The sequence below is a fragment of the Pseudomonas sp. PAMC 29040 genome (assembly GCF_003994535.1).
Taxonomy (GTDB): Bacteria; Pseudomonadota; Gammaproteobacteria; order Pseudomonadales; family Pseudomonadaceae; genus Aquipseudomonas; species Aquipseudomonas paraversuta.
On sequence record NZ_RZAA01000012.1, the window covers coordinates 19,227 to 43,813 of the forward strand.

The following is a 24,587-nucleotide window of genomic DNA, read 5'->3' on the forward strand; positions in this document are numbered from 1 at the left end:
TTTGTGGGTAAAAGCTGCTGCGGGTCAAAGTTGATGGCTTTTTGATGTTGCGCGGAAGTTTTGCGAGGGGAGTGGCACCTTCCTGCGCGGAACGCAGGAAGGAATACAGCAGGATCAGACCTTGCGCACGAACTCTGACTTGAGTTTCATCGGGCCGATACCGTCGATTTTGCAGTCGATATCATGGTCGCCATCGCACAGGCGGATGTTTTTGACCTTGGTGCCGACCTTGACCACCAGGGAGGTACCCTTGATTTTCAGGTCCTTGATCACGGTGATGGTGTCGCCGTCGGTCAGGACAGTGCCTGCGGAGTCTTTGTAGACTTTTACATCGCTGGCTTCTTCGGCGTCGCCGCTGGCGGACCACTCATGGGCGCATTCCGGGCAGATCAGCTGGACGCCGTCTTCGTAGGTGTATTCGGAATTGCATTTTGGGCAGGGTGGCAACGTGCTCACTAAAGCTCCTTAAGAGTCCGGATGGCTAAAAGGCACGCATTATATAGGGTTTTGTTGGTGCGCGGTGGTTAGGGATGTGACGAACCTGTGGGAGCGGGCTTGCCAGCGATTGCATCACCTTGCCATCACTGATGGATCGAGGTGTATGCATCGCTGGCAAACCAGCTCCCACAAGGTTTAGTGCGTGCGGGCGACCGCGAACTCGCTCAGCTCAACCAGTGCGTCGCGGTATTCGCTGGGCGGCAGGCTTTCAAGGCAGGCAATTGCACGGGCTACATAATCACGCGCCAGTTGTGCGGTGTATTCCAGTGAACCGGACTCCTCCACGGCAACGCGAATGCTCTCCAGGTCTTCAATGCCACCTTTTTGAATCGCTTTACGAACCAGAGCGGCCTGTTCGGCCGTGCCTTCGCGCATGGTGTAGATCAGCGGCAAGGTCGGTTTGCCCTCTGCCAGATCGTCGCCCACGTTTTTGCCCAGGGTTTCGGCATCGCCACGGTAGTCGAGCAAGTCGTCTACCAGCTGGAACGCCACACCCAGGTGATCGCCAAAGGTACGCAATGCTTCGCTCTGTTCAGGTGTGGCACCGGCCAGGGCCGCAGCGCTGTGGGTCGAGGCCTCGAACAGCATCGCGGTTTTGCCGCGAATCACTTCCATGTAGGTTTCTTCGGTGGTGCTGGCGTCGCGCACTTTGGACAGTTGCAGTACTTCGCCTTCGGCAATGATGCGGGTGGCTTGCGACAGGATTTTCATCACTGGCATCGAGCCCAGCTCGACCATCATTTCGAAGGAGCGCGAGTACAGGAAGTCGCCGACCAGTACGCTTGGGGCATTGCCCCAGGTTGCATTGGCGGTCTTGCGGCCGCGGCGCATGCCGGACATGTCCACAACATCGTCGTGGAGCAGGGTCGCGGTGTGCAGGAACTCAATGGTCGCGGCCAGCAAGCGCAAGTCGTCGCCTTCGCGGCCCAGGGCCTTGCCGCACAACAACACTAATAAAGGACGAAGGCGTTTGCCGCCGGCCGAAGTGATGTAGTCGCCGATTTTTGAGACCAGCGGGACGCGTGAAGTCAGCTGCTTCTTGATGATGTCGTCGACGGCGCTAAAATCGTCCGCCACCGCGCGGTAGAAAGCTTGGGGTTGCATCAGCGACAGTTGCTCCAGAAGGGTTGCGCGGCATGCTAGGTCGGGGGGCTGGGCCTGTCAAGGCGTGATGGGCGGCCCCTTGCAACCCTGACGTGGCTTGCGTACAATCGCGCACCCTGAACTTCCTGGGCAGCACCTGCCTTACGCAATTGCACTTGGGCCGTTCCAGCCCCATGCAGCCATGCCAGCCAATACCTTTACCTATAAAGAGCTGGGTGAGCAGGATTATCGGAGAAATACCATGTCGTACGCAGTAATCGTTACTGGTGGCAAGCAATACAAAGTAGCACCAGGTGAATACCTGAAGATCGAGAAACTGGAAATCGCCACTGGCGAATCCGTAACTTTTGATCGCGTTCTGTTGGTCGCCAATGGCGACGACGTTAACATCGGCGCTCCAGTTGTTCCTGGCGCCACTGTTGTTGCTGAAGTGATTTCCCAAGGTCGTCACGACAAGATCCGCATCATCAAGTTCCGTCGTCGTAAGCACCACATGAAGCGTATGGGCCACCGCCAGTGGTACACCGAGATCAAAATCACCGGTATTCAGGCTTAATTTCAGCCTAATTCCTCACTAGGAGAATTGACTCATGGCACACAAAAAAGCTGGTGGTAGTACCCGTAACGGTCGCGACTCAGAAGCCAAACGCCTTGGCGTGAAGATGTATGGCGGCCAGGCTATCATCCCGGGCAACATCATCGTGCGTCAGCGCGGCACTCAATTCCACGCTGGCTACGGCGTTGGTATGGGTAAAGATCACACCCTGTTCGCGAAAGTGGAAGGCGTGATCAAGTTCCAGGTTAAGGGCGCCTTCGGTCGTCGCTATGTAAGCATCGTTCCGAAGACTGCAGTCGTCGCGGCGTAAAAGCTTGGTAGCTGGAAGAGCCCTGTCTTGCGACGGGGCTTTTTCGTTTGTGGGGTGAGTCTCTTGCAAAACTGTTTGTATGGGCTGCCGGCGCTGGATTTAACGGTCGTTGATTGAGGTCGCTGCGCTCATTTTTGCAAGAGTCTTATGTCTTGGTTTTTATCGGCTCGTCCTGATGACGAGAGGCGCGTTTTGTTATGAAGTTTGTTGATGAAGTATCGATCAAAGTAAAAGCTGGCGACGGTGGTAACGGTTGCATGAGTTTCCGTCGCGAAAAATTCATCGAGAACGGTGGTCCGAACGGTGGTGATGGTGGTGACGGCGGCTCGATCTATATGGTCGCTGACGAAAACCTCAACACCCTGGTTGACTACCGTTACACGCGTCACTTTGACGCTCAGCGCGGTTCGAATGGCGGCAGCGCCGATTGCACCGGCCGTAAAGGCGAAGACATGATTCTGCGGGTTCCGGTCGGTACGACCGTGATTGACGCAGGCACCCAGGAAATCATCGGCGACCTGACCAAGGCCGGCCAGCGTTTGCTGGTTGTGCATGGCGGCTGGCACGGTCTGGGTAACACCCGTTTCAAATCCAGTACCAACCGAGCTCCGCGCCAGACCACTCCGGGCAAGCCGGGTGAGCAGCGCGACCTGAAACTGGAATTGAAAGTACTGGCTGATGTCGGTTTGCTGGGCTTGCCGAATGCGGGCAAAAGTACCTTTATCCGTTCGGTATCTGCAGCCAAGCCTAAAGTGGCGGATTATCCGTTCACCACCCTGGTGCCAAACCTGGGCGTAGTCAGTGTCGATCGCTGGAAGAGCTTCGTGATCGCGGATATTCCCGGTCTGATCGAAGGTGCTTCCGACGGTGCCGGCCTGGGGATTCGCTTCCTCAAGCACTTGGCCCGTACGCGTTTGTTGCTGCACCTTGTGGACATGGCGCCAGTTGAAGGCACCGACAGCGCTGCAGATACTGCTGAAGTCATCGTCAACGAGCTGACCAAATTCAGCCCGTCGCTGGCTGAGCGTGATCGCTGGCTGGTGCTGAACAAGTGCGATTCGTTGCCTGAAGAAGAGCACGATGCGCGGGTCAAGGAAGTTGTGGATCGCCTTGAGTGGACCGGTCCGGTGTATGTGATCTCGGCCATTGCCAAGATTGGCACCGAGAAGCTTTGCCACGACATCATGCGTTATCTCGAAGATCGTGCCGATCGTCTGGCCAATGACCCTGCCTACAAGGCTGAGTTGAGTGAGCTTGATCAGCGCATCGAAGATGAAGCGCGTGCCCAGTTGCAGGCGCTGGATGATCAGCGTGCCCTGCGCCGCAGCGGCGTGAAGAGCGTCCACGACATCGGTGAAGATGACTGGGACGAAGAAGATGTTGATGATGAAGATGGTCCGGAAATCATTTACGTCCGCGACTGATTCCTTGCAGTAAACTGAAGCGCCGCTCAATCGAGCGGCGTTTTGGCATCTACGAAACGGTAATCAAAATAATTCCATGGGCAGCGCTCGGTCGTGCTGCTCTCAGGCATAGGTTGGATGATGATGCGGAGCAAGGTGACGGGTGCGCGGCGTTGGGTCGTAAAGATCGGCAGCGCATTGCTGACAGCGGATGGCAAGGGTCTGGATCGCGCGGCGATGGGCGTCTGGGTCGAGCAAATGGTGGCCCTGCACGAGGCAGGCGTGGAGCTGGTGCTGGTGTCTTCCGGTGCGGTAGCGGCCGGGATGAGCCGCCTCGGCTGGACAGTCCGACCCAGTGCGATGCATGAGCTGCAGGCGGCTGCGGCCATTGGTCAGATGGGGTTGGTACAGGCCTGGGAGTCGAGCTTCGCCGAGCATTCCCGGCACACCGCGCAAATTCTCCTGACCCATGATGACCTGTCTGACCGCAAGCGTTACCTGAATGCCCGCAGTACGTTGCGCGCGTTGGTCGAGCTGGGTGTGATCCCGGTCATCAATGAAAACGACACCGTGGTTACCGATGAAATCCGCTTTGGTGATAACGATACGCTGGCCGCGCTGGTGGCCAATCTGGTCGAGGCTGATCTGCTGGTCATTCTGACGGATCGTGATGGCATGTTTGATGCGGATCCGCGCAACAACCCGGATGCCAAAATGATCTACGAGGCGCGTGCCGATGATCCGGCGCTGGATGCTGTGGCGGGTGGTACGGGCGGTGCGCTGGGGCGTGGCGGCATGCAGACCAAGTTGCGGGCGGCGCGTCTGGCGGCCCGTTCCGGGGCGCACACCATTATCGTGGGCGGTCGTCTGGAGCGGGTGCTGGATCGCCTGAAGGCTGGCGAGCGTCTGGGTACATTGCTGTCGCCAGAGCGCGGCATGCTGGCTGCGCGCAAGCAGTGGCTGGCCGGGCATCTGCAGACCCGTGGCACGCTGGTGCTGGATGATGGCGCTGTGTCTGCGTTGTCCCAGGGTAATAAAAGCTTGCTCCCTGTGGGTGTCAAAGCGGTGCAGGGCGGCTTCCGTCGTGGCGAAATGGTGGTGTGCGTGGCGGCGGACGGTCGAGAGATTGCCCGTGGTCTGGCCAACTACAGTGCGGGCGAAGCGCAGAAAATAATCGGACAGTCGTCAGATGCGATTGTCGGTTTGTTGGGGTATATGGCGGAACCTGAACTGGTTCATCGCGATAATCTGATCCTGGTCTGATTTTGAGGTGTGGCATGCGCTTGATTAGCGGTTTGTTGGGGTTGATGTTGGCGATGCCGTTGCTGGCTTCTGCCGAAGAAATCGGCACGGTGTCGACGGTGTTCAAGTTTGTCGGGCCCAATGACCGGATTGTGGTCGAGGCTTTCGATGATCCCAAGGTTGACGGGGTTACCTGCTATCTGTCGCGTGCCAAGACCGGCGGCATGAAGGGCGGGCTGGGGCTGGCCGAGGATCGTGCCGAGGCCTCCATTGCGTGTCGTCAGACGGGCGCTATCAGCTTCAAGGGTGACTTGAAGGATGGTGAGGAGGTATTCAAGGAGCGTACATCGCTGGTGTTCAAGACCATGCAGGTGGTGCGATTCCTCGACAAAAAGCGCAATACACTGGTTTACCTGGTGTATAGCGACCGCCTGATCGAAGGCAGTCCGCAGAATGCGGTGACGGCGATCCCGATTTTGCCGTGGCCGCACGAGTAACGGCTCTTAATAAAAAAGCTGCGACGGGGTAAAGCCTTTCGCGGCTTTTTTTGTGCCTGCGCAATGCTGGGGCTGTGGTGGTTCTGTAGGTGCTTACGAACGCAGCAGCCGTATATCTTGCGGGCGCTGTGCGCTCGATCGCAGTCTCGCGCAGCTCCTGCAGGCCGGGTCGTTCTGGCATAAAACGCAGGCAATAAAAAACCGACCCGGAGGTCGGTTTTTTAAAAAGCTTATCGCTTAAGCGGCTGTCGCAAGGTTCAGTGCCTTGACGTGGCCATTCAGGCGGCTCTTATGGCGAGCAGCTTTGTTCTTGTGGATGATGCCTTTATCGGCCATACGGTCGATAACAGGGACAGCCAGAACATAAGCAGCTTGCGCTTTAGCAGCGTCTTTTGCGTCGATGGCCTTAACTACATTCTTGATGTAGGTACGAACCATGGAACGCAGGCTGGCGTTGTGGCTGCGACGCTTCTCAGCCTGTTTTGCACGTTTTTTGGCGGAAGGTGTGTTGGCCACCGTCGAGCTCCTCGAAAGACTTTTGGGAAATAACAAACAAAATAGGCCGCGAATCATGCCGATGACGACAACTCTTGTCAAGGGCGATTGATACGATCCGCTGAGTGGTGGATCGAGGGAGACGGGAGATTTATTTCCGGCGCTTGACCTGTAAACTCGCGAGCTTGGCTCTGTGCTGTTGCGGCGCGCAGTATCGCATAAGTGGGCGCTTTGTTCGCCTGCTCTTTCTCTATAGGCAAAAACTCTTTCAATGAATTTGCTCAAATCGTTAGCGGCCGTCAGCTCTATCACAATGATTTCAAGGGTTCTGGGCTTTGTTCGTGACACCATTATTGCGAGCACCTTTGGCGCCGGAATGGCCACGGATGCGTTCTTTATTGCCTTCAAATTGCCCAATCTGCTGCGCAGGATCTTCGCCGAGGGGGCTTTTTCCCAAGCCTTTGTGCCGATTCTGGCCGAATACAAAAGTCAGCAAGGCGAGGAGGCGACACGTACATTTGTTGCTTACGTGGCCGGACTGCTGACATTGGTACTGGCGATCGTGACCATTTTGGGGATGATCGCCGCGCCTTGGGTGATCTGGGCTACGGCGCCGGGTTTTGCCACCACCCCGGAAAAGTTCGAGCTCACTTCCGATATGTTGCGGGTTACGTTCCCTTATATATTGCTGATCTCGTTGTCATCGCTGGCAGGGGCGATCCTCAATACCTGGAACCGGTTTTCGGTGCCGGCCTTCGTGCCGACTTTGCTTAACGTCAGCATGATTATTTTTGCCCTGTTTCTGACGCCATACTTCGATCCGCCGGTCATGGCCCTGGGGTGGGCGGTACTGGTCGGCGGTTTAGCCCAGCTGTTATTTCAGCTACCGCACCTGAAGAAAATCGGCATGCTGGTGCTTCCGCGGCTCAACCTGCGGGATACCGGGGTGTGGAGGGTCATGAAGCAGATGCTGCCGGCCATTCTGGGAGTCTCGGTCAGTCAGATTTCGCTGATTATCAACACGATTTTTGCCTCCTTTCTGGTCGCCGGATCGGTGTCCTGGATGTACTACGCAGACCGTTTGATGGAGTTGCCGTCTGGCGTACTGGGTGTGGCGCTGGGTACGATTCTGTTGCCGACGCTGTCAAAAACCTACGCCAACAAGGATCGCCATGAGTATTCGCGAATCCTCGATTGGGGGCTGCGCCTGTGCTTTGTGCTGGTATTGCCATGTTCCCTGGCGCTGGCCATCCTCGCAGAGCCGTTGACCGTGTCGCTGTTTCAATACGGCCAGTTCACTGCACTGGACTCGGCCATGACCCAGCGTGCCCTGATTGCCTACTCGTTCGGACTGCTCGGGATTATTTTGATCAAAGTCCTGGCGCCGGGTTTCTACGCCCAGCAGAACATACGCACGCCGGTAAAAATCGCAGTATTCACTCTGGTCATCACGCAATTGCTCAATCTGGTATTTATCGTGCCGTTGCAGCATGCAGGCCTGGCGCTGGCGATCAGTGTCGGTGCCTGTATCAATGCCGGCTTGCTGTTTTGGCAGATACGCAAACAGAAGTTGTTTGTCGCTCAGCCGGGCTGGGGCAAATACCTGTTCAAGCTGGTGCTGGCCGTGGCCGTGATGTGCGCTGTTCTGTTGGGGCTGATGCAACTGATGCCGGCCTGGGACCAGGGCCATATGCTGGAGCGCTTCATGCGTTTGGGCGGGTTGGTGGTTGCGGGTGTACTGGTTTATTTCGGCATGTTATTGCTGCTGGGCTTGCGTTTGAAAGATTTCGCCCGCAAGTCTCTTGTGTGAGGTAATTGCAGGTCAGACGTCTATTTTGTCGATTTGACCTGATTTGCCTTGCGCTGTTGCCTGTCGTACAGGGCTGGGTGTGGTTATAATCGGCCACTTTATGAGCAAGAAGCGCGTTATGCAGCTGGTTCGAGGCCTTCACAATCTGCGGCCCCAACATCGGGGCTGTGTCGCCACTATTGGCAACTTTGACGGTGTACACCGTGGTCACCAGGCTATCCTGGAGCGGCTGCGTGAACGTGCACTGGAGTTGGGCGTGCCCAGCTGCGTGGTGATTTTTGAGCCGCAGCCGCGCGAATTTTTTGCCCCTGAGACCGCTCCGGCGCGTCTGGCCCGGCTGCGCGACAAGCTGCAGCTATTGGCTGACGCCGGGGTAGATCGGGTGCTGTGCCTGGCGTTCAATCAACGTCTGTGCGAACTCAGTGCTGCCGAGTTCGTCGACACGATTCTTGTCGACGGTCTGGGTGTACAGCACCTGGAGGTCGGTGACGACTTCCGTTTTGGCTGTGACCGGGTCGGCGACTTTGATTTCCTGCAACAAGCGGGTGTCATGCAAAACTTTACCGTCGAAGCGGCGCAAACCGTTGAACTTGATGGTGTACGTATCAGCAGCACCAAGGTGCGTGATGCCCTGGCCGGTGCTGACTTCGGTCTCGCAGAGCGCTTGCTGGGCCGTCCGTTTCAAATTGCTGGCAGGGTATTGCACGGGCAGAAGCTGGCGCGCCAGCTGGGTACGCCGACTGCCAATATCCAGCTCAAGCGTCGTCGCGTTCCGTTGACCGGGGTTTATCTGGTGAGCGTTGAAGTCGACGGGAAAACCTGGCCGGGCGTCGCCAATATTGGCGTCAGGCCAACCGTTGCAGGGGATGGCAGCGCCCATCTTGAAGTACATCTGTTGGATTACGCCGGCGACTTGTATGGTCGGCGTTTGACCGTGGCATTCCACCACAAGCTGCGTGATGAGCAGCGTTTCGCCTCCCTTGAGGCGCTCAAGACGGCGATCAATGCGGACGTCGCCGCCGCCCGAGCCTATTGGCTGGGTCAACCGCTTAAAAAGAGCCTGAAATGACCGACTACAAAGCCACGCTAAACCTTCCGGACACAGCCTTCCCAATGAAGGCCGGCCTGCCACAGCGCGAACCGCAAATTTTGCAGCGCTGGGACAGCATTGGCCTGTACGGGAAGTTGCGCGAGATTGGCAAGGATCGTCCGAAGTTCGTACTTCACGACGGTCCTCCGTACGCCAACGGCACGATTCACATCGGTCATGCGCTGAACAAGATTCTGAAGGACATGATCATCCGCTCGAAAACCCTGTCGGGTTTCGATGCGCCGTACGTGCCGGGCTGGGACTGTCACGGACTGCCGATCGAGCACAAGGTGGAAGTGACCCACGGTAAAAACCTGAGCCCGGATAAAACCCGCGAGCTTTGCCGTGCCTATGCCACCGAGCAGATCGAAGGCCAGAAGTCCGAATTCATCCGTCTGGGTGTGCTGGGTGATTTTGCCAACCCGTACAAAACCATGGACTTCAAAAACGAAGCCGGTGAAATCCGTGCTTTGGCCGAAATCGTCAAAGGCGGTTTCGTGTTTAAAGGCCTCAAGCCTGTGAACTGGTGTTTCGACTGTGGTTCGGCCCTGGCTGAAGCGGAAGTCGAGTACCAGGACAAAAAATCCGCGGCCATCGATGTTGCATTCCCGATTGCCGACGAAGCCAGGCTGGCCGAGGCCTTTGGTCTGGCGACATTGAGCAAGCCGACATCGATCGTGATCTGGACCACCACTCCGTGGACCATCCCGGCCAACCAGGCGCTTAACGTGCACCCCGAGTTCACCTATGCGCTGGTCGACGTGGGCGACCGGTTACTGGTACTGGCTGAAGAGCTGGTCGAGTCGAGCCTGGCCCGCTACAACCTGCAAGGTTCGGTCATCGCCACCACCACCGGTACTGCGCTTGAACTGATCAACTTCCGTCACCCGTTCTACGACCGTCTGTCGCCAGTCTATCTGGCCGAGTACGTTGAGCTGGGCGCAGGCACCGGCGTGGTTCACTCCGCCCCGGCTTACGGCGTAGACGACTTCGTGACCTGCAAAGCCTATGGCATGGTCAACGATGAGATTATCAACCCGGTTCAAAGCAACGGCGTTTACGTACCGTCGCTGGAATTCTTTGGTGGCCAGTTCATCTGGAAGGCCAACCAGAACATCATCGACAAGCTGATCGAAGTCGGTTCGCTGATGTTCACTGAAACCATCAGCCACAGCTACATGCACTGCTGGCGCCACAAAACGCCGCTGATCTACCGCGCTACCGCGCAGTGGTTTATCGGTATGGACAAGGAGCCGGTTGTCGGCGACACCTTGCGCACCCGTGCGATCAAGGCCATCGAAGACACCCAGTTCGTTCCGGCCTGGGGCCAGGCCCGCCTGCATTCGATGATCGCCAACCGTCCGGACTGGTGCATCTCGCGTCAGCGCAACTGGGGCGTGCCGATACCGTTCTTCCTGAACAAGGAAAGCGGCGAGCTGCACCCGCGTACCGTCGAAATGATGGAAGAAGTGGCCAAGCGCGTCGAAGTCGAAGGCATTGAAGCCTGGTTCAAGATGGATGCTGCCGAGCTGCTGGGCGACGAAGCGCCGCTGTACGACAAGATCAGCGATACTCTGGACGTCTGGTTCGATTCGGGCACCACGCACTGGCATGTTCTGCGCGGCTCGCACCCTATGGGCCACGAGACAGGTCCGCGTGCCGACCTCTATCTTGAAGGTTCCGATCAGCATCGTGGCTGGTTCCACTCGTCGCTGCTGACCGGTTGCGCCATCGACAACCACGCGCCGTACCGCGAACTGCTGACCCACGGTTTCACCGTGGATGAGGCCGGGCGCAAAATGTCCAAGTCCCTGGGCAACGTGATTGCACCGCAAAAGGTCAACGACACCCTGGGTGCAGACATCATGCGTCTGTGGGTTGCTTCGACTGACTACTCGGGGGAAATCGCGGTTTCTGACCAGATCCTGCAGCGCAGTGCGGACGCCTACCGGCGTATCCGCAACACCGCTCGCTTCCTGCTCTCGAACCTGAGCGGCTTCAACCCGGCTACCGATATCCTGCCGGCCGAAGAAATGCTGGCCCTGGACCGTTGGGCGGTTGACCGCGCACTGCTGTTGCAGCGCGAGCTGGAGCTGCATTACGGCGAATACCGTTTCTGGAACGTGTACTCCAAGGTGCACAACTTCTGCGTGCAAGAGCTGGGCGGCTTCTACCTCGACATCATCAAGGACCGTCAGTACACCACTGGCGCCAACAGCAAGGCCCGTCGTTCGTGCCAGACCGCGCTGTTCCATATCAGCGAAGCGCTGGTGCGCTGGATCGCGCCGATCCTGTCGTTCACTGCTGACGAGCTGTGGCAATACCTGCCGGGCGAGCGCAACGAATCGGTGATGCTCAATACCTGGTACGAAGGCCTGAGCGAGATGCCGGAAGGCACCGAGATGGATCGCGCCTACTGGGAGCGAATCATGGCGGTCAAGGTTGCAGTCAACAAAGAAATGGAAAACCTGCGCGCGGCCAAGGCCATTGGCGGCAACCTGCAGGCGGAAGTTACCCTGTTTGCCGAAGATGATCTGGCTGCAGACCTGTCCATGTTGAGCAACGAACTGCGTTTCGTACTGATCACCTCTACCGCCAGCGTTGCGCCGTTTGTCCAGGCACCGGCGGATGCAGTAGTCACCGAAGTCGCGGGCCTCAAGCTCAAAGTGGTCAAGTCGGCACACGCCAAGTGCGCCCGTTGCTGGCATTGCCGCGAAGACGTCGGTGTGAATCCGGAGCATCCGGAAATCTGCGGTCGTTGTGTCGACAACATCAGCGGCGCCGGCGAGGTACGTCACTATGCCTAATACCAGCAATGCCGGGCGCTTCGGGCGCCTGGGCTGGCTCTGGTTGACGTTGCTGGTCCTGGTCATTGACCAGGCCAGCAAGACCTACTTCGATGGCGCCCTGCAGATGTATCAGCGAATCGTGGTGATCCCCGATTTCTTCAGCTGGACCCTGGCCTATAACTCGGGTGCTGCCTTCAGCTTTCTGGCTGACAGCTCCGGCTGGCAGCGTTGGCTGTTTGCCCTGATTGCCGTGGTCGTCAGTGGGGTCCTGCTGGTGTGGCTCAAGCGTCTTGGACGTAACGACACCTGGCTGGCCATCGGGCTTGCACTGATCCTGGGCGGTGCGCTGGGCAACCTGTATGACCGCATCGCCTACGGGCATGTGATCGATTTCATTCTGGTGCATTGGGAACATCGACTGTTCCCTGCGTTCAATGTCGCAGACAGTGCGATTTGTGTCGGAGCAGTAATGCTGGCACTGGATATGTTCAAAAGTAAGAAGTCCGGAGAGTCAGCTCATGACTGAGCAACGTATTGGCCAGAACACAGAAGTCACCCTGCATTTCGCTTTGCGTCTTGAAAATGGCGACACCGTCGACAGCACGTTCGACAAGTCGCCTGCCACTTTCAAGGTCGGTGATGGCAGCCTGTTGCCAGGTTTTGAAGCCGCTCTGTTCGGCTTCAAGGCCGGTGACAAACGCACTCTGGAGATCCTTCCAGAAAACGCCTTTGGCCAGCCAAACCCGCAAAATGTGCAGATAATTCCACGTTCGCAGTTCAAGGACATGGAGTTGTCGGAAGGCTTGCTGGTGATCTTCAACGACGCGGCCAACACCGAGCTTCCGGGTGTGGTCAAAGTTTTTGACGATGAGCAAGTGACTATCGATTTCAACCACCCGTTGTCAGGCAAGACCCTGACGTTCGACGTGGAAATCAAAGACGTAAAAGCGCTGTAATTCAGTGCCCGGCGCAAGCCGGGCCTGATTGGCATTATTTTTCTGCGCGTCCCACGAGGCCCAGCATGCATATCAAACTCGCCAACCCCCGTGGCTTCTGCGCCGGGGTGGACCGGGCGATTGAAATCGTCAATCGCGCTCTGGAAGTATTCGGTCCGCCTATCTATGTTCGCCACGAAGTGGTGCACAACAAATTTGTCGTCGAAGACCTGCGCTCCCGTGGCGCAATCTTTGTTGAAGAGCTGGAACAGGTGCCGGACGATGTAATCCTCATTTTCAGTGCCCACGGTGTTTCCCAGGCTGTGCGTACCGAGGCTGCAGGCCGTGGCCTTAAAGTGTTCGATGCCACCTGTCCGCTGGTTACCAAGGTGCATATCGAAGTAGCCCGCTACAGCCGTGACGGCCGCGAATGCATCCTGATCGGCCATGCCGGTCACCCGGAAGTCGAAGGCACCATGGGTCAGTACGATGCCAGGAATGGCGGCGCCATTTACCTGGTCGAAGATGAAAAAGATGTCGCCAACCTGAATGTGATCAACCCGGAAAAACTGGCGTTTGTTACTCAGACCACTTTGTCGATGGACGATACCAGCCGGGTGATCGACGCTCTTCGCGCGCGTTTTCCGGCAATTGGCGGTCCGCGCAAGAATGACATCTGCTACGCCACGCAAAACCGCCAGGACGCCGTCAAGCAACTGGCTGACGAGTGTGATGTGGTGTTGGTGGTGGGCAGCCCCAACAGCTCCAACTCCAACCGTCTGCGTGAGTTGGCCGAGCGCATGGCAACCCCGGCGTACCTGATTGATGGTGCCGAAGACCTGCAGCAAAGCTGGTTTGAAGGGGTCGAGTCGATTGGTATCACGGCGGGTGCTTCGGCGCCTGAAGTGCTGGTACGCGGCGTGATACGCCAATTGCATGCCTGGGGCGCAACGGGCGCTGATGAATTGGCCGGTCGCGAAGAGAACATTACATTCTCCATGCCTAAAGAGCTGCGCGTTCGCTCGCTGCTTTAAGCGCATAAATCTTGCGCCGCCTGATTGCGGCGCAAGCTGATACGCCCACTTTTTGCCAGTACCACTTGATAGTGACTCAGGGCTGTCTGTGCCTGGCAAACATGCAACGTCCCGGCCTGAAACGCTCCGCCGATCAGCAAAGGTTCACCCAGCGGGTTGAACCGGACGTAGCTCTTAACGGGCGTATTACCGGCAATCGGTACCTGAAAGCTGCCTTGCCTCTCGGCCAGCACCGGATTGTCCGGATCGAGATGGCCCTGGCCGCTCAGATCCAGAATGGTCTTCCAGCCTCGGCTCCAGTCTTGTTCCTGTGCCTGTACGATCACGTATTGATGGCGTACCAGCGCCTCGGTGCGGGCATTGCGCAGGCTGCCGGCCAGTTGCTCCGCCATGCCCAGGCGCCGTTGCTGTTCTATAAGTGTGTTGTAGACCGGGCTCGCGAACTGGGCGGTCAGCGCAACGATCAACAGCGTGAATGACAGTTGGATCAGGCTCATGCCTCGTTGCTTCATGATGTCCTCCGTGACCATGCGCAATCCTTGCGCCCTTTGATGTATAGATCAGAAAAAAGACGACCTGGCCGGGCAACGGTTTCATCATGTTTAAGCTGTATTGCCTGTCCCGTGGCGTACTTGATCAGACGAACTGTCCTCGCGCGTCTTAGGCGCACTCCTACATGTAGAACCATCTCGCCAGACTAGGCTCTGGTTATGGCGACGCAGGACGTGGCGCCAGGAAAATGCTCAGGGATGGCACACATGTTTCGATCTGAAAAAAACCGTCAAACCGGAATGACCCTGATCGAGGTTCTGGTCGCGACGTTGATTTTATCCGGGGGCCTGCTGGGGGGCGCCGTGGCTCAGCTCAATGCCCTCAAACACACTGACAGCGCAATGATGAGCACCCAGGCCAATTTTATTGCCTACGACATGCTCGATCGGATTCGTGCCAACGCTGGCGCGGACTACAGTTTTTCAGGGGCGGACCTGCAGCAGGGGGTTGCCGGCCCGGGGAGCGTGCTGGGGCAGGATCTGAATGATTTCAAACGCAATATTCGTCAGTTCGGCGGTGCAAGTGCCAAGGGAGCCATCGCGCTCAGTGGTCAGCAGGTGACCATCACCCTGGAGTGGGATGACTCGCGCGCCAGCAATAGCCCCGGTTCGCTTCGAACCTTTACGCTGACCAGTCAAGTGGCAGCAGATGCCATTGAGCGTGCGTCGTGAGGCGTCCTGAAGCGGGGTTTGGCCTGATTGAGCTGATGCTGTCGCTGGCGTTGGGTTTGCTGGTGGTGCTGGGACTGACCGAAGTTTTTTTAAGCGCGCGCGAAACCTACGCCAGCCAGCGATCATCCGCGTCGCTACAAGAAGACGCGCGCTACGTGCTGAGCAAAATCGCTCAGGAAGTTCGTATGGTCGGCATGTTCGGTTGTCTGTCGACTGATCGCATCATTGATGCACCTTCCGCTTTTCAGAGACCTATCTCCTGGCAGGGGCCGAAGGGATCCAGGTCGTTACATATGATCAGCGCTGACATAGGCCTTCAGGGGGCAAAGCCCGACTGGACCGTCATATCCGACTGTACGACGTTCGCGCAGGCATACAGCGGGGCGCGACTGTCTCTGGCACCCGGTGAAATAGCCTTTGCCCTGCGTGAGCTGCATTACCGTTTTGAAAACGGGCAATTGAAGTCCGGGGCCAATAATGCCGTGTTGCTGGACAATGTGGCCGCGTTTGACGTGAGCTTTGGGGTGGCCGATTCCTCGAGCACGCAGTCAGTTTTGCGCTATGAAGACAGTCCTGCCGATGTGGCCGGTATCCGCAGCGTGCGTATCGCCCTGGTCTTGCGAGATCCCGGGGGGCGGGTAAAAGATCAGGGCTATAACGTGTTGGTGGCTCTACGTAATCGACTGGCGTAGGGCGCGTCATGTGTTTTTCTTCGAGCACGCAACGCGGCGTGGCGCTATTGGCCAGTATGGTTTTCTTGCTGTTACTCACTCTGCTTGGCCTGACCGCCATGGAGACTGCAGTGCAGCAGGAGAAAATGACCGGCAGCGTCCAGCATGCCAATCATTCATTTCAGGCTGCCGAAACTGCACTGCGCAGCGGTGAGTCCTGGGTGGCTCTGCAGTGGTCCGCAATCGCGGTCTGCAGCTCACCTGCAAGATGCGCCCCGCCAGCAGAGGTGCGCACTCAGCTATCACCCGGAATACACCCGGTATCCGCAGTTCACTGGATAGGCGCTGCGGATGGGCTCTACGGTGTCCAGAACCTTGGTTTGAGCATTGCCCCGGCAGATTTTCCTGCGACCACTTTGACCCGTTTGTACCGCGTCACGGGCATTGGCCTGTACGGGCAGTCACGTACCGTCCTGGAGAGTGTTTATGCGCATTATCAGGACGTGGATGCCGAAGAGGGTGGGGCAGGCTCCCGGCAATTGAGCAGGATCATGTGGCGGCAAATCCAGTAGGAGGGCGTGATGCGCAGGCACGGGGCAGGCTTTACCCTGATCGAACTCGTTATCGTGGTGGCAATCGTCGGTTTTCTTGGGGCAGTGGTTTATCCGGTTTACAGCGGCTCGGTCCAGCGTGCCTATCGCGCTCAAATAGTGGTCTTGTTGTCGGAGCAATCCCAAAGTCTGGAGCGTTTTTATACGAAAAAAGGTTTATACAGTGGGGCGGAAAATCTTGGTTCGGGCAACGAGCACTATCTGATTACCCACGACCTCGCTGATCATGCCTTCTTGCTGACGGCTACCCGCAGAGCGGGCTCGTCCATGGCGGACGATGCGTGTGGGAATTTCACCTTGGCCCATACCGGTTTGACCGCAATTACCCAGGCCGCTCCGGACCTGACAGTGCAGCAGTGTTGGGGGCGCTAACAATTTATTTTCATTTTGGGCTGAGTTGATTGATGGCTAAGCAACAACGCGTAGTGATTGTAGGGGGCGGCGTTATCGGGCTGCTGACAGCGTTCAATCTGGCAGCCGAAGTCGGGCAGGTAACGCTTCTTGACCAGAGTGCTGTCGGGCAGGAGTCCTCCTGGGCCGGTGGCGGGATCGTTTCTCCGCTTTATCCCTGGCGCTACAACCCGGCTGTTACAGCCCTGGCTCACTGGTCGCAGGACTTTTATCCACAGTTGGCAGAACGTTTGTTTGCCGCTACAGGTGTAGATCCTGAAGTTCACACCACCGGTTTGTACTGGCTTGACCTTGAAGACGAGGCGCAAGCCCTGATGTGGGCCAAGCGTGAAGGCCGGCCCTTGAGTACGGTCGAAATCTCTGCGGTTGAAGGGGCGGTACCGGTATTGGGGGGCGGTTATTCAAGGGCCATTTACATGGCCGAAGTGGCCAATGTGCGTAATCCGCGGCTGGTTAAATCACTGAAGGCCGCGTTGCAAGCCATGCCCAATGTCACCATCCATGAGCAGTGCGAGGTTCTGGGATTTATCCGTGAGGGCGAGAATGTCTGCGGCGTGAGCACGGCTCAGGGGGACATTCGCGGCGATGAGGTGGTGCTGGCGGCAGGTGCCTGGAGCGGTGAACTGCTCAGTAGTCTGGGCCTTGAATTGCCGGTAGTGCCTGTCAAAGGGCAGATGATTCTTTACAAGTGCGCACCTGACTTCTTGTCCTGCATGGTGCTGGCCAAAGGACGCTACGCGATTCCGCGGCGTGACGGGCATGTCTTGATTGGTAGCACCCTCGAGCACGAAGGTTTCGATAAAACCCCGACCCGAACAGCCCTGGAAAGCCTGCAGGCGTCTGCGATCGAGCTGATTCCGGCTCTGGCCGGTGTGCAGCCGGTGGGGCATTGGGCGGGATTACGGCCGGGCTCGCCTGAGGGAATTCCATATATTGGCCGGGTCGCAGGTGTTGGCGGGTTGTGGCTTAACTGCGGGCACTATCGCAATGGGCTGGTACTGGCTCCGGCGTCCTGTCAGTTGTTCGCCGACTTGCTGCTGGGGCGTGAACCGATCATCGATCCGGCGCCCTATGCACCGCAAGGACGCATCCAGAATATCGCTTGAAGCCTGTGGGAGCCCGCAATTGGCGGCTATTGCCGGCAAGCCGGCTCCCGCAAGTCCGGGGTGCTGCCTTTAATCCCGGGGCTTTGGTCCTTGTTCCAGATGGTTTTGCGTGCAATACCACTCTTGCTGCTGGTGCAGGGCGCGATCGCGGGGCAGGTGAACTCCGCAGTGGGCGCAACGAACCATGGGTTGAGCACCCGGGTCGACCGGGTTCTTAGTGGTTGCCAGCCCGGCTTTGTACTTGCGCCAAAACCACACGCCAGCAGCAATCAAAGCAGCCCAGATCAGTAAACGAAGCATGGTTATTCGCTATTCGAGAAAAGATGCGCCAGTTTAGCCAAGCTATTGGCAGGCGCACAGGACCAAATCGAACATAAAAAAAGAGCCCCGCAGGGCTCTTTTTACATGGGCTGGACGATTAGTCGAACAGACCCAGGGTCATGTAGCTGAACCAGGAGCGGCTTGGACCTTCCGGCTCAGGCTCCGGAATGACATTGCCGTCAGCATCTTTAGGCTTCAGATCAGACGGGATCGCGTCTTTGGCATCCTGATACTGCTTCTTGATATCCAGGTTGGCACGGGTTTCACCCGGTGGCAGCGGTGTGCTGGATTCGATCAGGCCCAGTGTGGCCTTGCTCAACCAGGAGCGGTTATCCGAGTCGGAAACCTGTGGCACAAACTGACCGTCAACCAGGCTTGGGTGGTTCGGGTAGTTGTCTTTCAGTACTTCGAGGCTGGTGTTGGCCAGTTGATCGAGGTGCATGCGCTGATAGGACTCAACCATCACCGCAAGCCCGTCGCCGACTGCAGGGGTTTCCTGGAAGTTTTCGACCACATAGCGACCACGGTTGGCAGCAGCTACATAGGCCTGGCGGGTCAGGTAGTAGTCGGCTACGTGGATTTCATACGCAGCCAGCAAGTTACGCAGATAGATCATGCGTTGCTTGGCGTCGGGAGCGTAGCGGCTATTCGGGAAGCGGCTGGTGAGCTGGGCAAACTCGTTGTAGGAGTCGCGTGCAGCTCCAGGGTCGCGCTTGGTCATGTCCAGCGGCAGAAAGCGGGCCAGCAGGCCTACGTCCTGGTCAAACGAAGTCAAACCTTTGAGGTAATAGGCGTAATCAACGTTTGGATGCTGTGGGTGCAGGCGAATGAATCGCTCGGCAGCGGACTTGGCAGCTTCCGGTTCGGAGTTCTTGTAGTAGGCGTAGATCAGTTCGAGCTGGGCCTGATCGGCATAGCGTCCGAACGGATAGCGCGACTCTAAAGCCTTCAGCTTGGCGGTAGCACTGGTATAGCTGTGGTTATCCAGGTCGGCCTGCGCCTGCTGGTACAGCTCGACTTCGCTCAGGTTGTCGTCCACGACTTCTTTTGTCGACGAGCAGGCGGCGGTCAGTGCGAGGATGGCGATCAGCAGCAGGTGTCTCACTTGCATGGCGGCTTGCGTCCCTATGACGGCCGCTGTCTTGGGCGGGTCCGTCCTGTTATGATGAGCGCCCCGTGAAAAGCCTCGGGGCAAAAGACGCCGTATTTAACCACAAGCGCGCAGCCGAAACCAAAGGCTTGGCGCGGTCCTGATGAGCATGTCCGAGAAAATTCAACTTCGCGAAGAGGTGCCGTCCGAACTGGGTGGCCAACGCCTCGATCAAGTCGCCGCACAATTATTCGCTGAGCACTCGCGCTCGCGCCTTTCCGCCTGGATCAAAGACGGCCGCCTCACTGTGGACGGAGCGGTCATCCGCCCCCGTGACATCGTGCATGGTGGCGCCATCCTGGAGTTGACTGCCGAGCAGGAAGCCCAGGGTGAGTGGGTCGCCCAAGACATTCCTCTGGATATCGTTTACGAAGACGATGACATCCTGGTTATCAACAAGCCTGCCGGCTTGGTGGTACACCCGGCTGCCGGGCATGCCGACGGTACTTTGCTCAATGCGTTGCTGCATCACGTACCGGACATTATTAATGTGCCGCGTGCGGGGATCGTGCACCGTCTGGACAAAGACACCACCGGTCTGATGGTGGTCGCCAAGACCATCCAGGCGCAGACGCAACTGGTTACACAGTTGCAGAGCCGCAGTGTCAGCCGAATCTATGAGTGCATTGTCATTGGTGTCGTTACTGCCGGGGGCAAGATCGATGCGCCCATCGGCCGTCACGGCCAGCAACGCCAGCGTATGGCGGTAATGGAAGGCGGCAAGCAGGCGGTGAGTCATTACCGTGTGCTTGAGCGTTTCCGTTCCCACACCCATGTGCGGGTCAAGCTGGAAACCGGTCGTACGCACCAGATTCGTGTGCATATGTCCCACATCAACTTCCCGTTGGTCGGAGACCCTGCCTACGGCGGTCGCTTCCGTATCCCGCCGGCAGCCAGTGTGACGATGGTCGAATCCCTGAAAAACTTCCCGCGTCAGGCTCTGCACGCGCGCTTCCTTGAGTTGGATCATCCGACGACCGGTAAGCGCATGAGCTGGGAATCGCCACTTCCGGACGATTTTGTCTGGCTGTTGACGTTGCTCAAGCAAGACCGAGAGGCATTTGTCGGGTGAATACCTTCCTGATTCCTGACTGGCCAGCGCCGGCAGGCATCAGGGCCTGTGTGACCACCCGTGCGGGCGGCGTCAGTCTGGCGCCGTTCGACAGCTTCAACCTGGGCGACCATGTCGACGACGATCCCGTAGCCGTCGCACATAACCGCCAGCGCCTGACCCATGTTTTCGACGTACAGCCCGCTTGGCTCAGCCAGGTTCACGGGGTTGTGGTCGTGCCTGCCAATCCTGAACGTATCGTCGAAGCGGACGGCAGCTGGACAGCCACGCCCGGTATTGCCTGTACGGCGATGACGGCAGATTGCTTGCCCGTGCTGTTCTGCGATCGCGCCGGAACCCGGGTTGCTGCCGCCCACGCCGGTTGGCGCGGGCTGGCAGCAGGCGTACTTGAAGCCGCAGCCATGAGTCTCAATGTTGAGCCCCGGGAGATTCTGGTATGGCTGGGCCCGGCGATTGGCCCCAAGGCATTTGAAGTCGGTGCCGAGGTGCGGGAAGTCTTTATAAATGACTTGCCCGATGCTGATGCCGCCTTTGTGCCCAGCATCAATCAAGGTCGTTTTATGGCCGATATCTATGAGCTGGCGCGCCTGCGCCTGGCTCGCATGGGGATTGGCGCGGTCTACGGCGGTGGTTTTTGCACCGTGAGCGACCCGCGTTTTTATTCCTATCGGCGCAGTCCTCGTACTGGCCGTTTCGCATCTCTGGTCTGGATCGAAAAGACCGCCTAGCTGATCTACGTCACTTCCTTCAGGCTTGAAACTCCCGGAATTGCCCGCATCTACTATGGTATCTGGCAGGTTTCTTCATTCAGGAGTTTCCATCCCTCCGGCCTGCTCATAAGGAAGGTGACGAATGCGTATAGATAGATTAACCAGCAAGTTGCAATTGGCCTTGTCCGATGCTCAGTCATTGGCTGTAGGCCTTGACCATCCGGCCATTGAGCCGGCGCACTTGATGCAGGCATTGCTGGATCAGCAGGGCGGTTCGATCAAGCCGCTGCTGATGCAAGTCGGTTTTGATGTAAACAGCCTGCGTAAAGAGCTGACCAAAGAGCTCGATCAGTTGCCAAAAATCCAGAATCCTACTGGCGACGTGAATATGTCGCAGGATCTGGCTCGTCTGCTGAATCAGGCAGACCGTCTGGCCCAGCAAAAAGGCGACCAGTTCATCACCAGTGAAATGGTGTTGCTGGCGGCCATGGACGACAACAGCAAACTGAGCAAGTTGTTGCTGGGGCAGGGCGTGAGCAAGAAAGCCCTGGAAAACGCCATCAACAACTTGCGCGGCGGTGAAGCGGTCAACGACCCGAACGTCGAAGAGTCGCGTCAGGCGCTGGATAAATACACCATCGACCTGACCAAGCGTGCCGAAGAAGGCAAGCTCGACCCGGTGATCGGTCGTGACGATGAAATTCGCCGCACCATTCAGGTGTTGCAGCGCCGGACTAAAAACAATCCGGTCCTGATCGGCGAGCCTGGTGTGGGTAAAACTGCCATTGCCGAAGGCTTGGCGCAGCGGATCATCAATGGCGAAGTGCCTGATGGTCTCAAGGGCAAGCGCCTGCTGTCGCTGGACATCGGTGCATTGATTGCCGGTGCCAAGTTTCGCGGTGAGTTTGAAGAGCGTCTGAAAGCGCTGCTTAACGAACTGTCGAAGCAGGAAGGGCAGATCATCCTGTTTATCGACGAGCTGCACGTGATGGTCGGTGCCGGTAAGGGCGAAGGCGCAATGGATGCGGGCAACATGCTCAAGCCTGCGCTGGCCCGGGGCGAGTTGCATTGCGTGGGTGCGACCACGCTCAACGAATACCGCCAATATATCGAGAAGGACGCAGCTCTTGAGCGCCGCTTCCAGAAAGTGCTGGTTGAAGAGCCGAGTGAAGAAGACACCATCGCAATTTTACGGGGTCTGAAAGAGCGCTATGAAGTTCACCACAAGGTGGCTATCACCGACGGTGCAATCATTGCCGCGGCCAAACTCAGCCATCGCTATATCACTGATCGCCAATTGCCGGACAAGGCGATTGACCTGATCGACGAGGCTGCCAGCCGTATCCGCATGGAGATCGACTCCAAGCCGGAAGTGCTGGACCGTCTGGAGCGTCGCTTGATTCAACTGAAAGTTGAAGCTCAGGCGCTGAAGAAAGAAGAGGATGAGGCGGCGAAAAAACGTCTCGAGAAATTGCAGGAAGAAATTGAGCGCCTTGAGCGCGAGTATTCCGACCTGGAAGAAATCTGGACCTCGGAAAAAGCCGAAGTGCAGGGTTCTGCCCAGATCCAGCAAAAGATCGAGCAAGCGCGTCAGGAACTCGAAGTGGCGCGCCGCAGCGGCAACCTCAACCGCATGGCCGAGTTGCAGTACGGGGTTATTCCCGATCTGGAGCGCAGCCTGCAGATGGTCGACGAGCACAGCAGCAAAACTGAGAATCAGTTGTTGCGCAGCAAAGTGACCGAAGAGGAGATCGCCGAGGTCGTGTCGAAGTGGACCGGTATTCCGGTATCCAAGATGCTCGAAGGTGAGCGCGACAAGCTGATGAAGATGGAAAGCTTGCTGCATGAGCGTGTAATTGGCCAGGACGAGGCTGTTGTGGCCGTGTCCAACGCGGTTCGCCGTTCCCGTGCAGGCTTGAGCGACCCGAACCGTCCAAGCGGCTCGTTCATGTTCCTGGGCCCGACCGGTGTGGGTAAAACCGAGTTGTGCAAGGCGCTGGCAGAGTTCCTCTTTGATACTGAAGAGGCGATGGTGCGGATCGACATGTCCGAGTTCATGGAGAAACATTCCGTGGCTCGACTGATTGGTGCGCCACCAGGCTATGTGGGCTACGAAGAAGGCGGTTACTTGACCGAAGCTGTACGGCGCAAGCCTTACTCGGTAATCCTGCTGGATGAAGTCGAGAAGGCCCACCCGGATGTGTTCAACGTGCTGTTGCAAGTGCTTGAAGACGGTCGCCTGACTGACAGCCACGGTCGTACAGTGGACTTCCGCAACACGGTGATCGTGATGACCTCCAACCTGGGCTCTGCACAGATCCAGGAGCTGGTGGGTGATCGCGAAGCACAACGGGCTGCGGTAATGGATGCGGTGAGTACCCACTTCCGTCCGGAGTTTGTGAACCGGATCGACGAAGTGGTGATCTTCGAGCCTCTGGCCCGTGATCAGATCGCCGGCATTGCCGAGATCCAGTTGAGCCGTCTGCGCAGTCGTCTGGCAGAACGCGATCTGAGCCTGGAGCTGGACAAGGATGCTCTGGAAAAACTGATCGCAGTAGGTTACGACCCGGTATATGGCGCACGGCCACTGAAACGTGCGATCCAGCGCTGGATCGAAAACCCGCTGGCACAACTGATTCTTTCGGGTCAGTTCATGCCTGGCACCACTGTGACAGCGAGCGTAAAAGACGACGAAATCGTCTTCGCGTAAGCTCCGGCGCCAGTGTTTTAAGGAAGGCCTCGCATTGCGAGGCCTTTTTTTACTTAGGGTGTTGATCTGTAAGGAAAACGCTTGTAAGATGCGCCCCGCAGTAAGTCACCCGCAACGGCAACTTGGCCCAAACCAAGAAGCCCGCTAGAAGAGCTAAATCATTGTCTTCTAACGAAAAATAAGGGTTGACAAGGGTTTGAAAGGTTGTAGAATGGCCCGCCTCAGAGACGCCAACGTAGAGATACGCTGAAGTCAACGAGAGTTGCAAAGAGTCACAATGTTGTAGATTGAAATATGTAGTTCCGCGATAGCTCAGTTGGTAGAGCAAATGACTGTTAATCATTGGGTCCCTGGTTCGAGTCCAGGTCGTGGAGCCATTTTCAAGCCGGGGTATAGCGCAGTCCGGTAGCGCGCCTGCTTTGGGAGCAGGATGTCAGGAGTTCGAATCCCCTTACCCCGACCATTTTTGGGTCGTTAGCTCAGTTGGTAGAGCAGTTGGCTTTTAACCAATTGGTCGTAGGTTCGAATCCCACACGACCCACCATTTTTGGCTTCAGTTAGTTCTGGAGCTAGATCTTAAGATCAGAGGCCAAAAGCACTGATCGCAGAAGGCGCCTCTAGAAGGTGCCTTTTTTTTACCGGGGTATAGCGCAGTCCGGTAGCGCGCCTGCTTTGGGAGCAGGATGTCAGGAGTTCGAATCCCCTTACCCCGACCATTTTCAGCCCAGCAGTAGCGGGTGCGAAAATAAGGCACTGATGACATTCTCATCAGCGGCCAATAAAAAAAGCGACCTTCGGGTCGCTTTTTTTATGCCTGCGAAAAATTGGACGGGTTGGCA

At 57.3% G+C, this 24,587-nt stretch carries 25 protein-coding genes and 4 tRNA genes; 23 read left to right on the forward strand and 6 right to left on the reverse strand.

Features of this window, described 5'->3' with window-relative positions:
- Positions 1-114: 114 nt before the first annotated feature.
- On the reverse strand, positions 115-456 hold the full coding sequence (locus tag WG29040_RS19880) for a zinc ribbon domain-containing protein YjdM (protein ID WP_003443921.1): 342 nt from the start codon (positions 454-456) through the stop codon (positions 115-117).
- A 177-nt stretch (positions 457-633) separates the two neighbouring features.
- Positions 634-1,602 (reverse strand): polyprenyl synthetase family protein, encoded by a 969-nt coding sequence (locus WG29040_RS19885; RefSeq protein WP_003443918.1) that lies wholly within the window; start codon positions 1,600-1,602, stop codon positions 634-636.
- A gap of 241 nt (positions 1,603-1,843) precedes the next feature.
- Between WG29040_RS19885 and rplU the strand changes: the two genes are divergently transcribed.
- From rplU to WG29040_RS19910, 5 genes are all read left to right on the forward strand, one after another.
- Positions 1,844-2,158: a 50S ribosomal protein L21 gene (gene rplU, locus WG29040_RS19890; RefSeq protein WP_003443915.1), complete on the forward strand. Its 315-nt coding sequence runs from the start codon at positions 1,844-1,846 to the stop codon at positions 2,156-2,158.
- A 34-nt stretch (positions 2,159-2,192) separates the two neighbouring features.
- Positions 2,193-2,468: a 50S ribosomal protein L27 gene (rpmA, locus tag WG29040_RS19895; RefSeq protein WP_003443913.1), complete on the forward strand. Its 276-nt coding sequence runs from the start codon at positions 2,193-2,195 to the stop codon at positions 2,466-2,468.
- Between the two features lie 197 nt (positions 2,469-2,665).
- On the forward strand, positions 2,666-3,892 hold the full coding sequence (cgtA, locus tag WG29040_RS19900) for an Obg family GTPase CgtA (protein ID WP_003443910.1): 1,227 nt from the start codon (positions 2,666-2,668) through the stop codon (positions 3,890-3,892).
- A gap of 123 nt (positions 3,893-4,015) precedes the next feature.
- Positions 4,016-5,134, forward strand: a complete 1,119-nt coding sequence (gene proB / locus WG29040_RS19905) for a glutamate 5-kinase (protein WP_003443907.1) — start codon at positions 4,016-4,018, stop codon at positions 5,132-5,134.
- 14 nt (positions 5,135-5,148) lie between these two features.
- Positions 5,149-5,610 carry a CreA family protein gene (locus WG29040_RS19910; protein WP_003443905.1) on the forward strand — a complete coding sequence of 154 codons (462 nt, stop codon included), beginning with the start codon at positions 5,149-5,151 and terminating at the stop codon, positions 5,608-5,610.
- 237 nt (positions 5,611-5,847) lie between these two features.
- On the opposite strand, the gene rpsT is transcribed toward WG29040_RS19910, so the two are convergent.
- Positions 5,848-6,126, reverse strand: a complete 279-nt coding sequence (gene rpsT, locus WG29040_RS19915; RefSeq protein ID WP_003443902.1) for a 30S ribosomal protein S20 — start codon at positions 6,124-6,126, stop codon at positions 5,848-5,850.
- 250 nt (positions 6,127-6,376) lie between these two features.
- Here rpsT and murJ point away from each other — a divergent pair, with 250 nt between their 5' ends.
- The 6 genes from murJ to ispH all read left to right on the forward strand — a co-directional run bounded on the left by murJ (position 6,377) and on the right by ispH (position 13,763).
- Positions 6,377-7,915 carry a murein biosynthesis integral membrane protein MurJ gene (gene murJ, locus WG29040_RS19920; protein ID WP_127196769.1) on the forward strand — a complete coding sequence of 513 codons (1,539 nt, stop codon included), beginning with the start codon at positions 6,377-6,379 and terminating at the stop codon, positions 7,913-7,915.
- 118 nt (positions 7,916-8,033) lie between these two features.
- A complete protein-coding gene (gene ribF, locus WG29040_RS19925) occupies positions 8,034-8,984 on the forward strand; it encodes a bifunctional riboflavin kinase/FAD synthetase (RefSeq protein WP_003443896.1) in 951 nt (316 codons plus the stop codon).
- The gene (gene ileS, locus WG29040_RS19930) at positions 8,981-11,812 is read left to right on the forward strand and encodes an isoleucine--tRNA ligase (RefSeq protein WP_003443893.1); all 2,832 of its coding nucleotides are present in this window, start codon (positions 8,981-8,983) and stop codon (positions 11,810-11,812) included. The genes ribF and ileS overlap by 4 nt, the downstream gene beginning before the upstream one ends.
- On the forward strand, positions 11,805-12,320 hold the full coding sequence (gene lspA, locus WG29040_RS19935) for a signal peptidase II (RefSeq protein WP_003443891.1): 516 nt from the start codon (positions 11,805-11,807) through the stop codon (positions 12,318-12,320). The genes ileS and lspA overlap by 8 nt, the downstream gene beginning before the upstream one ends.
- Complete coding sequence (gene fkpB / locus WG29040_RS19940; RefSeq protein WP_003443888.1) at positions 12,313-12,750, forward strand: FKBP-type peptidyl-prolyl cis-trans isomerase; 438 nt, start codon at positions 12,313-12,315, stop codon at positions 12,748-12,750. The genes lspA and fkpB overlap by 8 nt, the downstream gene beginning before the upstream one ends.
- Before the next feature lie 65 nt (positions 12,751-12,815).
- Positions 12,816-13,763, forward strand: a complete 948-nt coding sequence (ispH, locus tag WG29040_RS19945) for a 4-hydroxy-3-methylbut-2-enyl diphosphate reductase (RefSeq protein WP_127196770.1) — start codon at positions 12,816-12,818, stop codon at positions 13,761-13,763.
- Here ispH and WG29040_RS19950 read toward each other — a convergent pair.
- Entirely contained in the window at positions 13,760-14,275 is a 516-nt protein-coding gene (locus WG29040_RS19950; RefSeq protein ID WP_235972393.1) for a GspH/FimT family pseudopilin, read from the reverse strand. The genes ispH and WG29040_RS19950 overlap by 4 nt on opposite strands.
- A 237-nt stretch (positions 14,276-14,512) precedes the next feature.
- On the opposite strand from WG29040_RS19950, the gene pilV reads away from it, so the two are divergent.
- From pilV to thiO, 5 genes are read left to right on the forward strand one after another with little or no spacing between them, the layout of a single operon-like run.
- Positions 14,513-14,986 (forward strand): type IV pilus modification protein PilV, encoded by a 474-nt coding sequence (pilV, locus tag WG29040_RS19955; RefSeq protein ID WP_127196772.1) that lies wholly within the window; start codon positions 14,513-14,515, stop codon positions 14,984-14,986.
- Positions 14,983-15,678, forward strand: a complete 696-nt coding sequence (locus tag WG29040_RS19960; RefSeq protein WP_127196773.1) for a prepilin-type N-terminal cleavage/methylation domain-containing protein — start codon at positions 14,983-14,985, stop codon at positions 15,676-15,678. Before pilV ends, WG29040_RS19960 begins: the two co-directional genes overlap by 4 nt.
- An 8-nt stretch (positions 15,679-15,686) precedes the next feature.
- A complete protein-coding gene (locus WG29040_RS19965; RefSeq protein WP_127196774.1) occupies positions 15,687-16,229 on the forward strand; it encodes a PilX N-terminal domain-containing pilus assembly protein in 543 nt (180 codons plus the stop codon).
- A 9-nt stretch (positions 16,230-16,238) separates the two neighbouring features.
- Positions 16,239-16,640 (forward strand): type IV pilin protein, encoded by a 402-nt coding sequence (locus WG29040_RS19970; RefSeq protein ID WP_003443874.1) that lies wholly within the window; start codon positions 16,239-16,241, stop codon positions 16,638-16,640.
- Between the two features lie 32 nt (positions 16,641-16,672).
- The gene (thiO, locus tag WG29040_RS19975) at positions 16,673-17,785 is read left to right on the forward strand and encodes a glycine oxidase ThiO (RefSeq protein ID WP_127196775.1); all 1,113 of its coding nucleotides are present in this window, start codon (positions 16,673-16,675) and stop codon (positions 17,783-17,785) included.
- A gap of 69 nt (positions 17,786-17,854) precedes the next feature.
- On the opposite strand, the gene WG29040_RS19980 is transcribed toward thiO, so the two are convergent.
- Complete coding sequence (locus WG29040_RS19980) at positions 17,855-18,085, reverse strand: PP0621 family protein (protein ID WP_003443869.1); 231 nt, start codon at positions 18,083-18,085, stop codon at positions 17,855-17,857.
- 118 nt (positions 18,086-18,203) lie between these two features.
- Positions 18,204-19,217, reverse strand: a complete 1,014-nt coding sequence (locus tag WG29040_RS19985) for an outer membrane protein assembly factor BamD (protein ID WP_003443867.1) — start codon at positions 19,215-19,217, stop codon at positions 18,204-18,206.
- A gap of 148 nt (positions 19,218-19,365) precedes the next feature.
- Here WG29040_RS19985 and rluD point away from each other — a divergent pair, with 148 nt between their 5' ends.
- The 7 genes from rluD (at position 19,366) to WG29040_RS20020 (ending at position 24,464) form a co-directional block, all read left to right on the forward strand.
- Entirely contained in the window at positions 19,366-20,328 is a 963-nt protein-coding gene (gene rluD / locus WG29040_RS19990) for a 23S rRNA pseudouridine(1911/1915/1917) synthase RluD (protein ID WP_003443864.1), read from the forward strand.
- The gene (gene pgeF, locus WG29040_RS19995; RefSeq protein ID WP_127196776.1) at positions 20,325-21,056 is read left to right on the forward strand and encodes a peptidoglycan editing factor PgeF; all 732 of its coding nucleotides are present in this window, start codon (positions 20,325-20,327) and stop codon (positions 21,054-21,056) included. The genes rluD and pgeF overlap by 4 nt, the downstream gene beginning before the upstream one ends.
- A gap of 124 nt (positions 21,057-21,180) precedes the next feature.
- Positions 21,181-23,748, forward strand: a complete 2,568-nt coding sequence (gene clpB / locus WG29040_RS20000) for an ATP-dependent chaperone ClpB (RefSeq protein ID WP_003443858.1) — start codon at positions 21,181-21,183, stop codon at positions 23,746-23,748.
- Positions 23,749-24,049: 301 nt separating this feature from the next.
- Positions 24,050-24,125, forward strand: a tRNA-Asn gene (locus WG29040_RS20005).
- Positions 24,126-24,134: 9 nt separating this feature from the next.
- A tRNA-Pro gene (locus tag WG29040_RS20010) sits at positions 24,135-24,211 on the forward strand.
- A 5-nt stretch (positions 24,212-24,216) separates the two neighbouring features.
- Positions 24,217-24,292, forward strand: a tRNA-Lys gene (locus WG29040_RS20015).
- Between the two features lie 95 nt (positions 24,293-24,387).
- A tRNA-Pro gene (locus WG29040_RS20020) sits at positions 24,388-24,464 on the forward strand.
- Positions 24,465-24,587 lie beyond the last annotated feature (123 nt).

Excerpts from the sequence above, each read along its gene's own strand:
- WG29040_RS19885 (WP_003443918.1), bottom strand. The coding sequence starts at position 1,602 with ATGCAACCCCAAGCTTTCTACCGCGCGGTGGCGGACGATTTTAGCGCC.
- rplU (WP_003443915.1), top strand. The coding sequence starts at position 1,844 with ATGTCGTACGCAGTAATCGTTACTGGTGGCAAGCAATACAAAGTAGCA.
- rpmA (WP_003443913.1), top strand. The coding sequence starts at position 2,193 with ATGGCACACAAAAAAGCTGGTGGTAGTACCCGTAACGGTCGCGACTCA.
- cgtA (WP_003443910.1), top strand. The coding sequence starts at position 2,666 with ATGAAGTTTGTTGATGAAGTATCGATCAAAGTAAAAGCTGGCGACGGT.
- proB (WP_003443907.1), top strand. The coding sequence starts at position 4,016 with ATGCGGAGCAAGGTGACGGGTGCGCGGCGTTGGGTCGTAAAGATCGGC.
- WG29040_RS19910 (WP_003443905.1), top strand. The coding sequence starts at position 5,149 with ATGCGCTTGATTAGCGGTTTGTTGGGGTTGATGTTGGCGATGCCGTTG.
- murJ (WP_127196769.1), top strand. The coding sequence starts at position 6,377 with ATGAATTTGCTCAAATCGTTAGCGGCCGTCAGCTCTATCACAATGATT.
- ribF (WP_003443896.1), top strand. The coding sequence starts at position 8,034 with ATGCAGCTGGTTCGAGGCCTTCACAATCTGCGGCCCCAACATCGGGGC.
- ileS (WP_003443893.1), top strand. The coding sequence starts at position 8,981 with ATGACCGACTACAAAGCCACGCTAAACCTTCCGGACACAGCCTTCCCA.
- lspA (WP_003443891.1), top strand. The coding sequence starts at position 11,805 with ATGCCTAATACCAGCAATGCCGGGCGCTTCGGGCGCCTGGGCTGGCTC.
- fkpB (WP_003443888.1), top strand. The coding sequence starts at position 12,313 with ATGACTGAGCAACGTATTGGCCAGAACACAGAAGTCACCCTGCATTTC.
- ispH (WP_127196770.1), top strand. The coding sequence starts at position 12,816 with ATGCATATCAAACTCGCCAACCCCCGTGGCTTCTGCGCCGGGGTGGAC.
- WG29040_RS19950 (WP_235972393.1), bottom strand. The coding sequence starts at position 14,275 with ATGAAGCAACGAGGCATGAGCCTGATCCAACTGTCATTCACGCTGTTG.
- pilV (WP_127196772.1), top strand. The coding sequence starts at position 14,513 with ATGGCACACATGTTTCGATCTGAAAAAAACCGTCAAACCGGAATGACC.
- WG29040_RS19965 (WP_127196774.1), top strand. The coding sequence starts at position 15,687 with ATGTGTTTTTCTTCGAGCACGCAACGCGGCGTGGCGCTATTGGCCAGT.
- WG29040_RS19970 (WP_003443874.1), top strand. The coding sequence starts at position 16,239 with ATGCGCAGGCACGGGGCAGGCTTTACCCTGATCGAACTCGTTATCGTG.
- thiO (WP_127196775.1), top strand. The coding sequence starts at position 16,673 with ATGGCTAAGCAACAACGCGTAGTGATTGTAGGGGGCGGCGTTATCGGG.
- WG29040_RS19980 (WP_003443869.1), bottom strand. The coding sequence starts at position 18,085 with ATGCTTCGTTTACTGATCTGGGCTGCTTTGATTGCTGCTGGCGTGTGG.
- WG29040_RS19985 (WP_003443867.1), bottom strand. The coding sequence starts at position 19,217 with ATGCAAGTGAGACACCTGCTGCTGATCGCCATCCTCGCACTGACCGCC.
- rluD (WP_003443864.1), top strand. The coding sequence starts at position 19,366 with ATGTCCGAGAAAATTCAACTTCGCGAAGAGGTGCCGTCCGAACTGGGT.
- clpB (WP_003443858.1), top strand. The coding sequence starts at position 21,181 with ATGCGTATAGATAGATTAACCAGCAAGTTGCAATTGGCCTTGTCCGAT.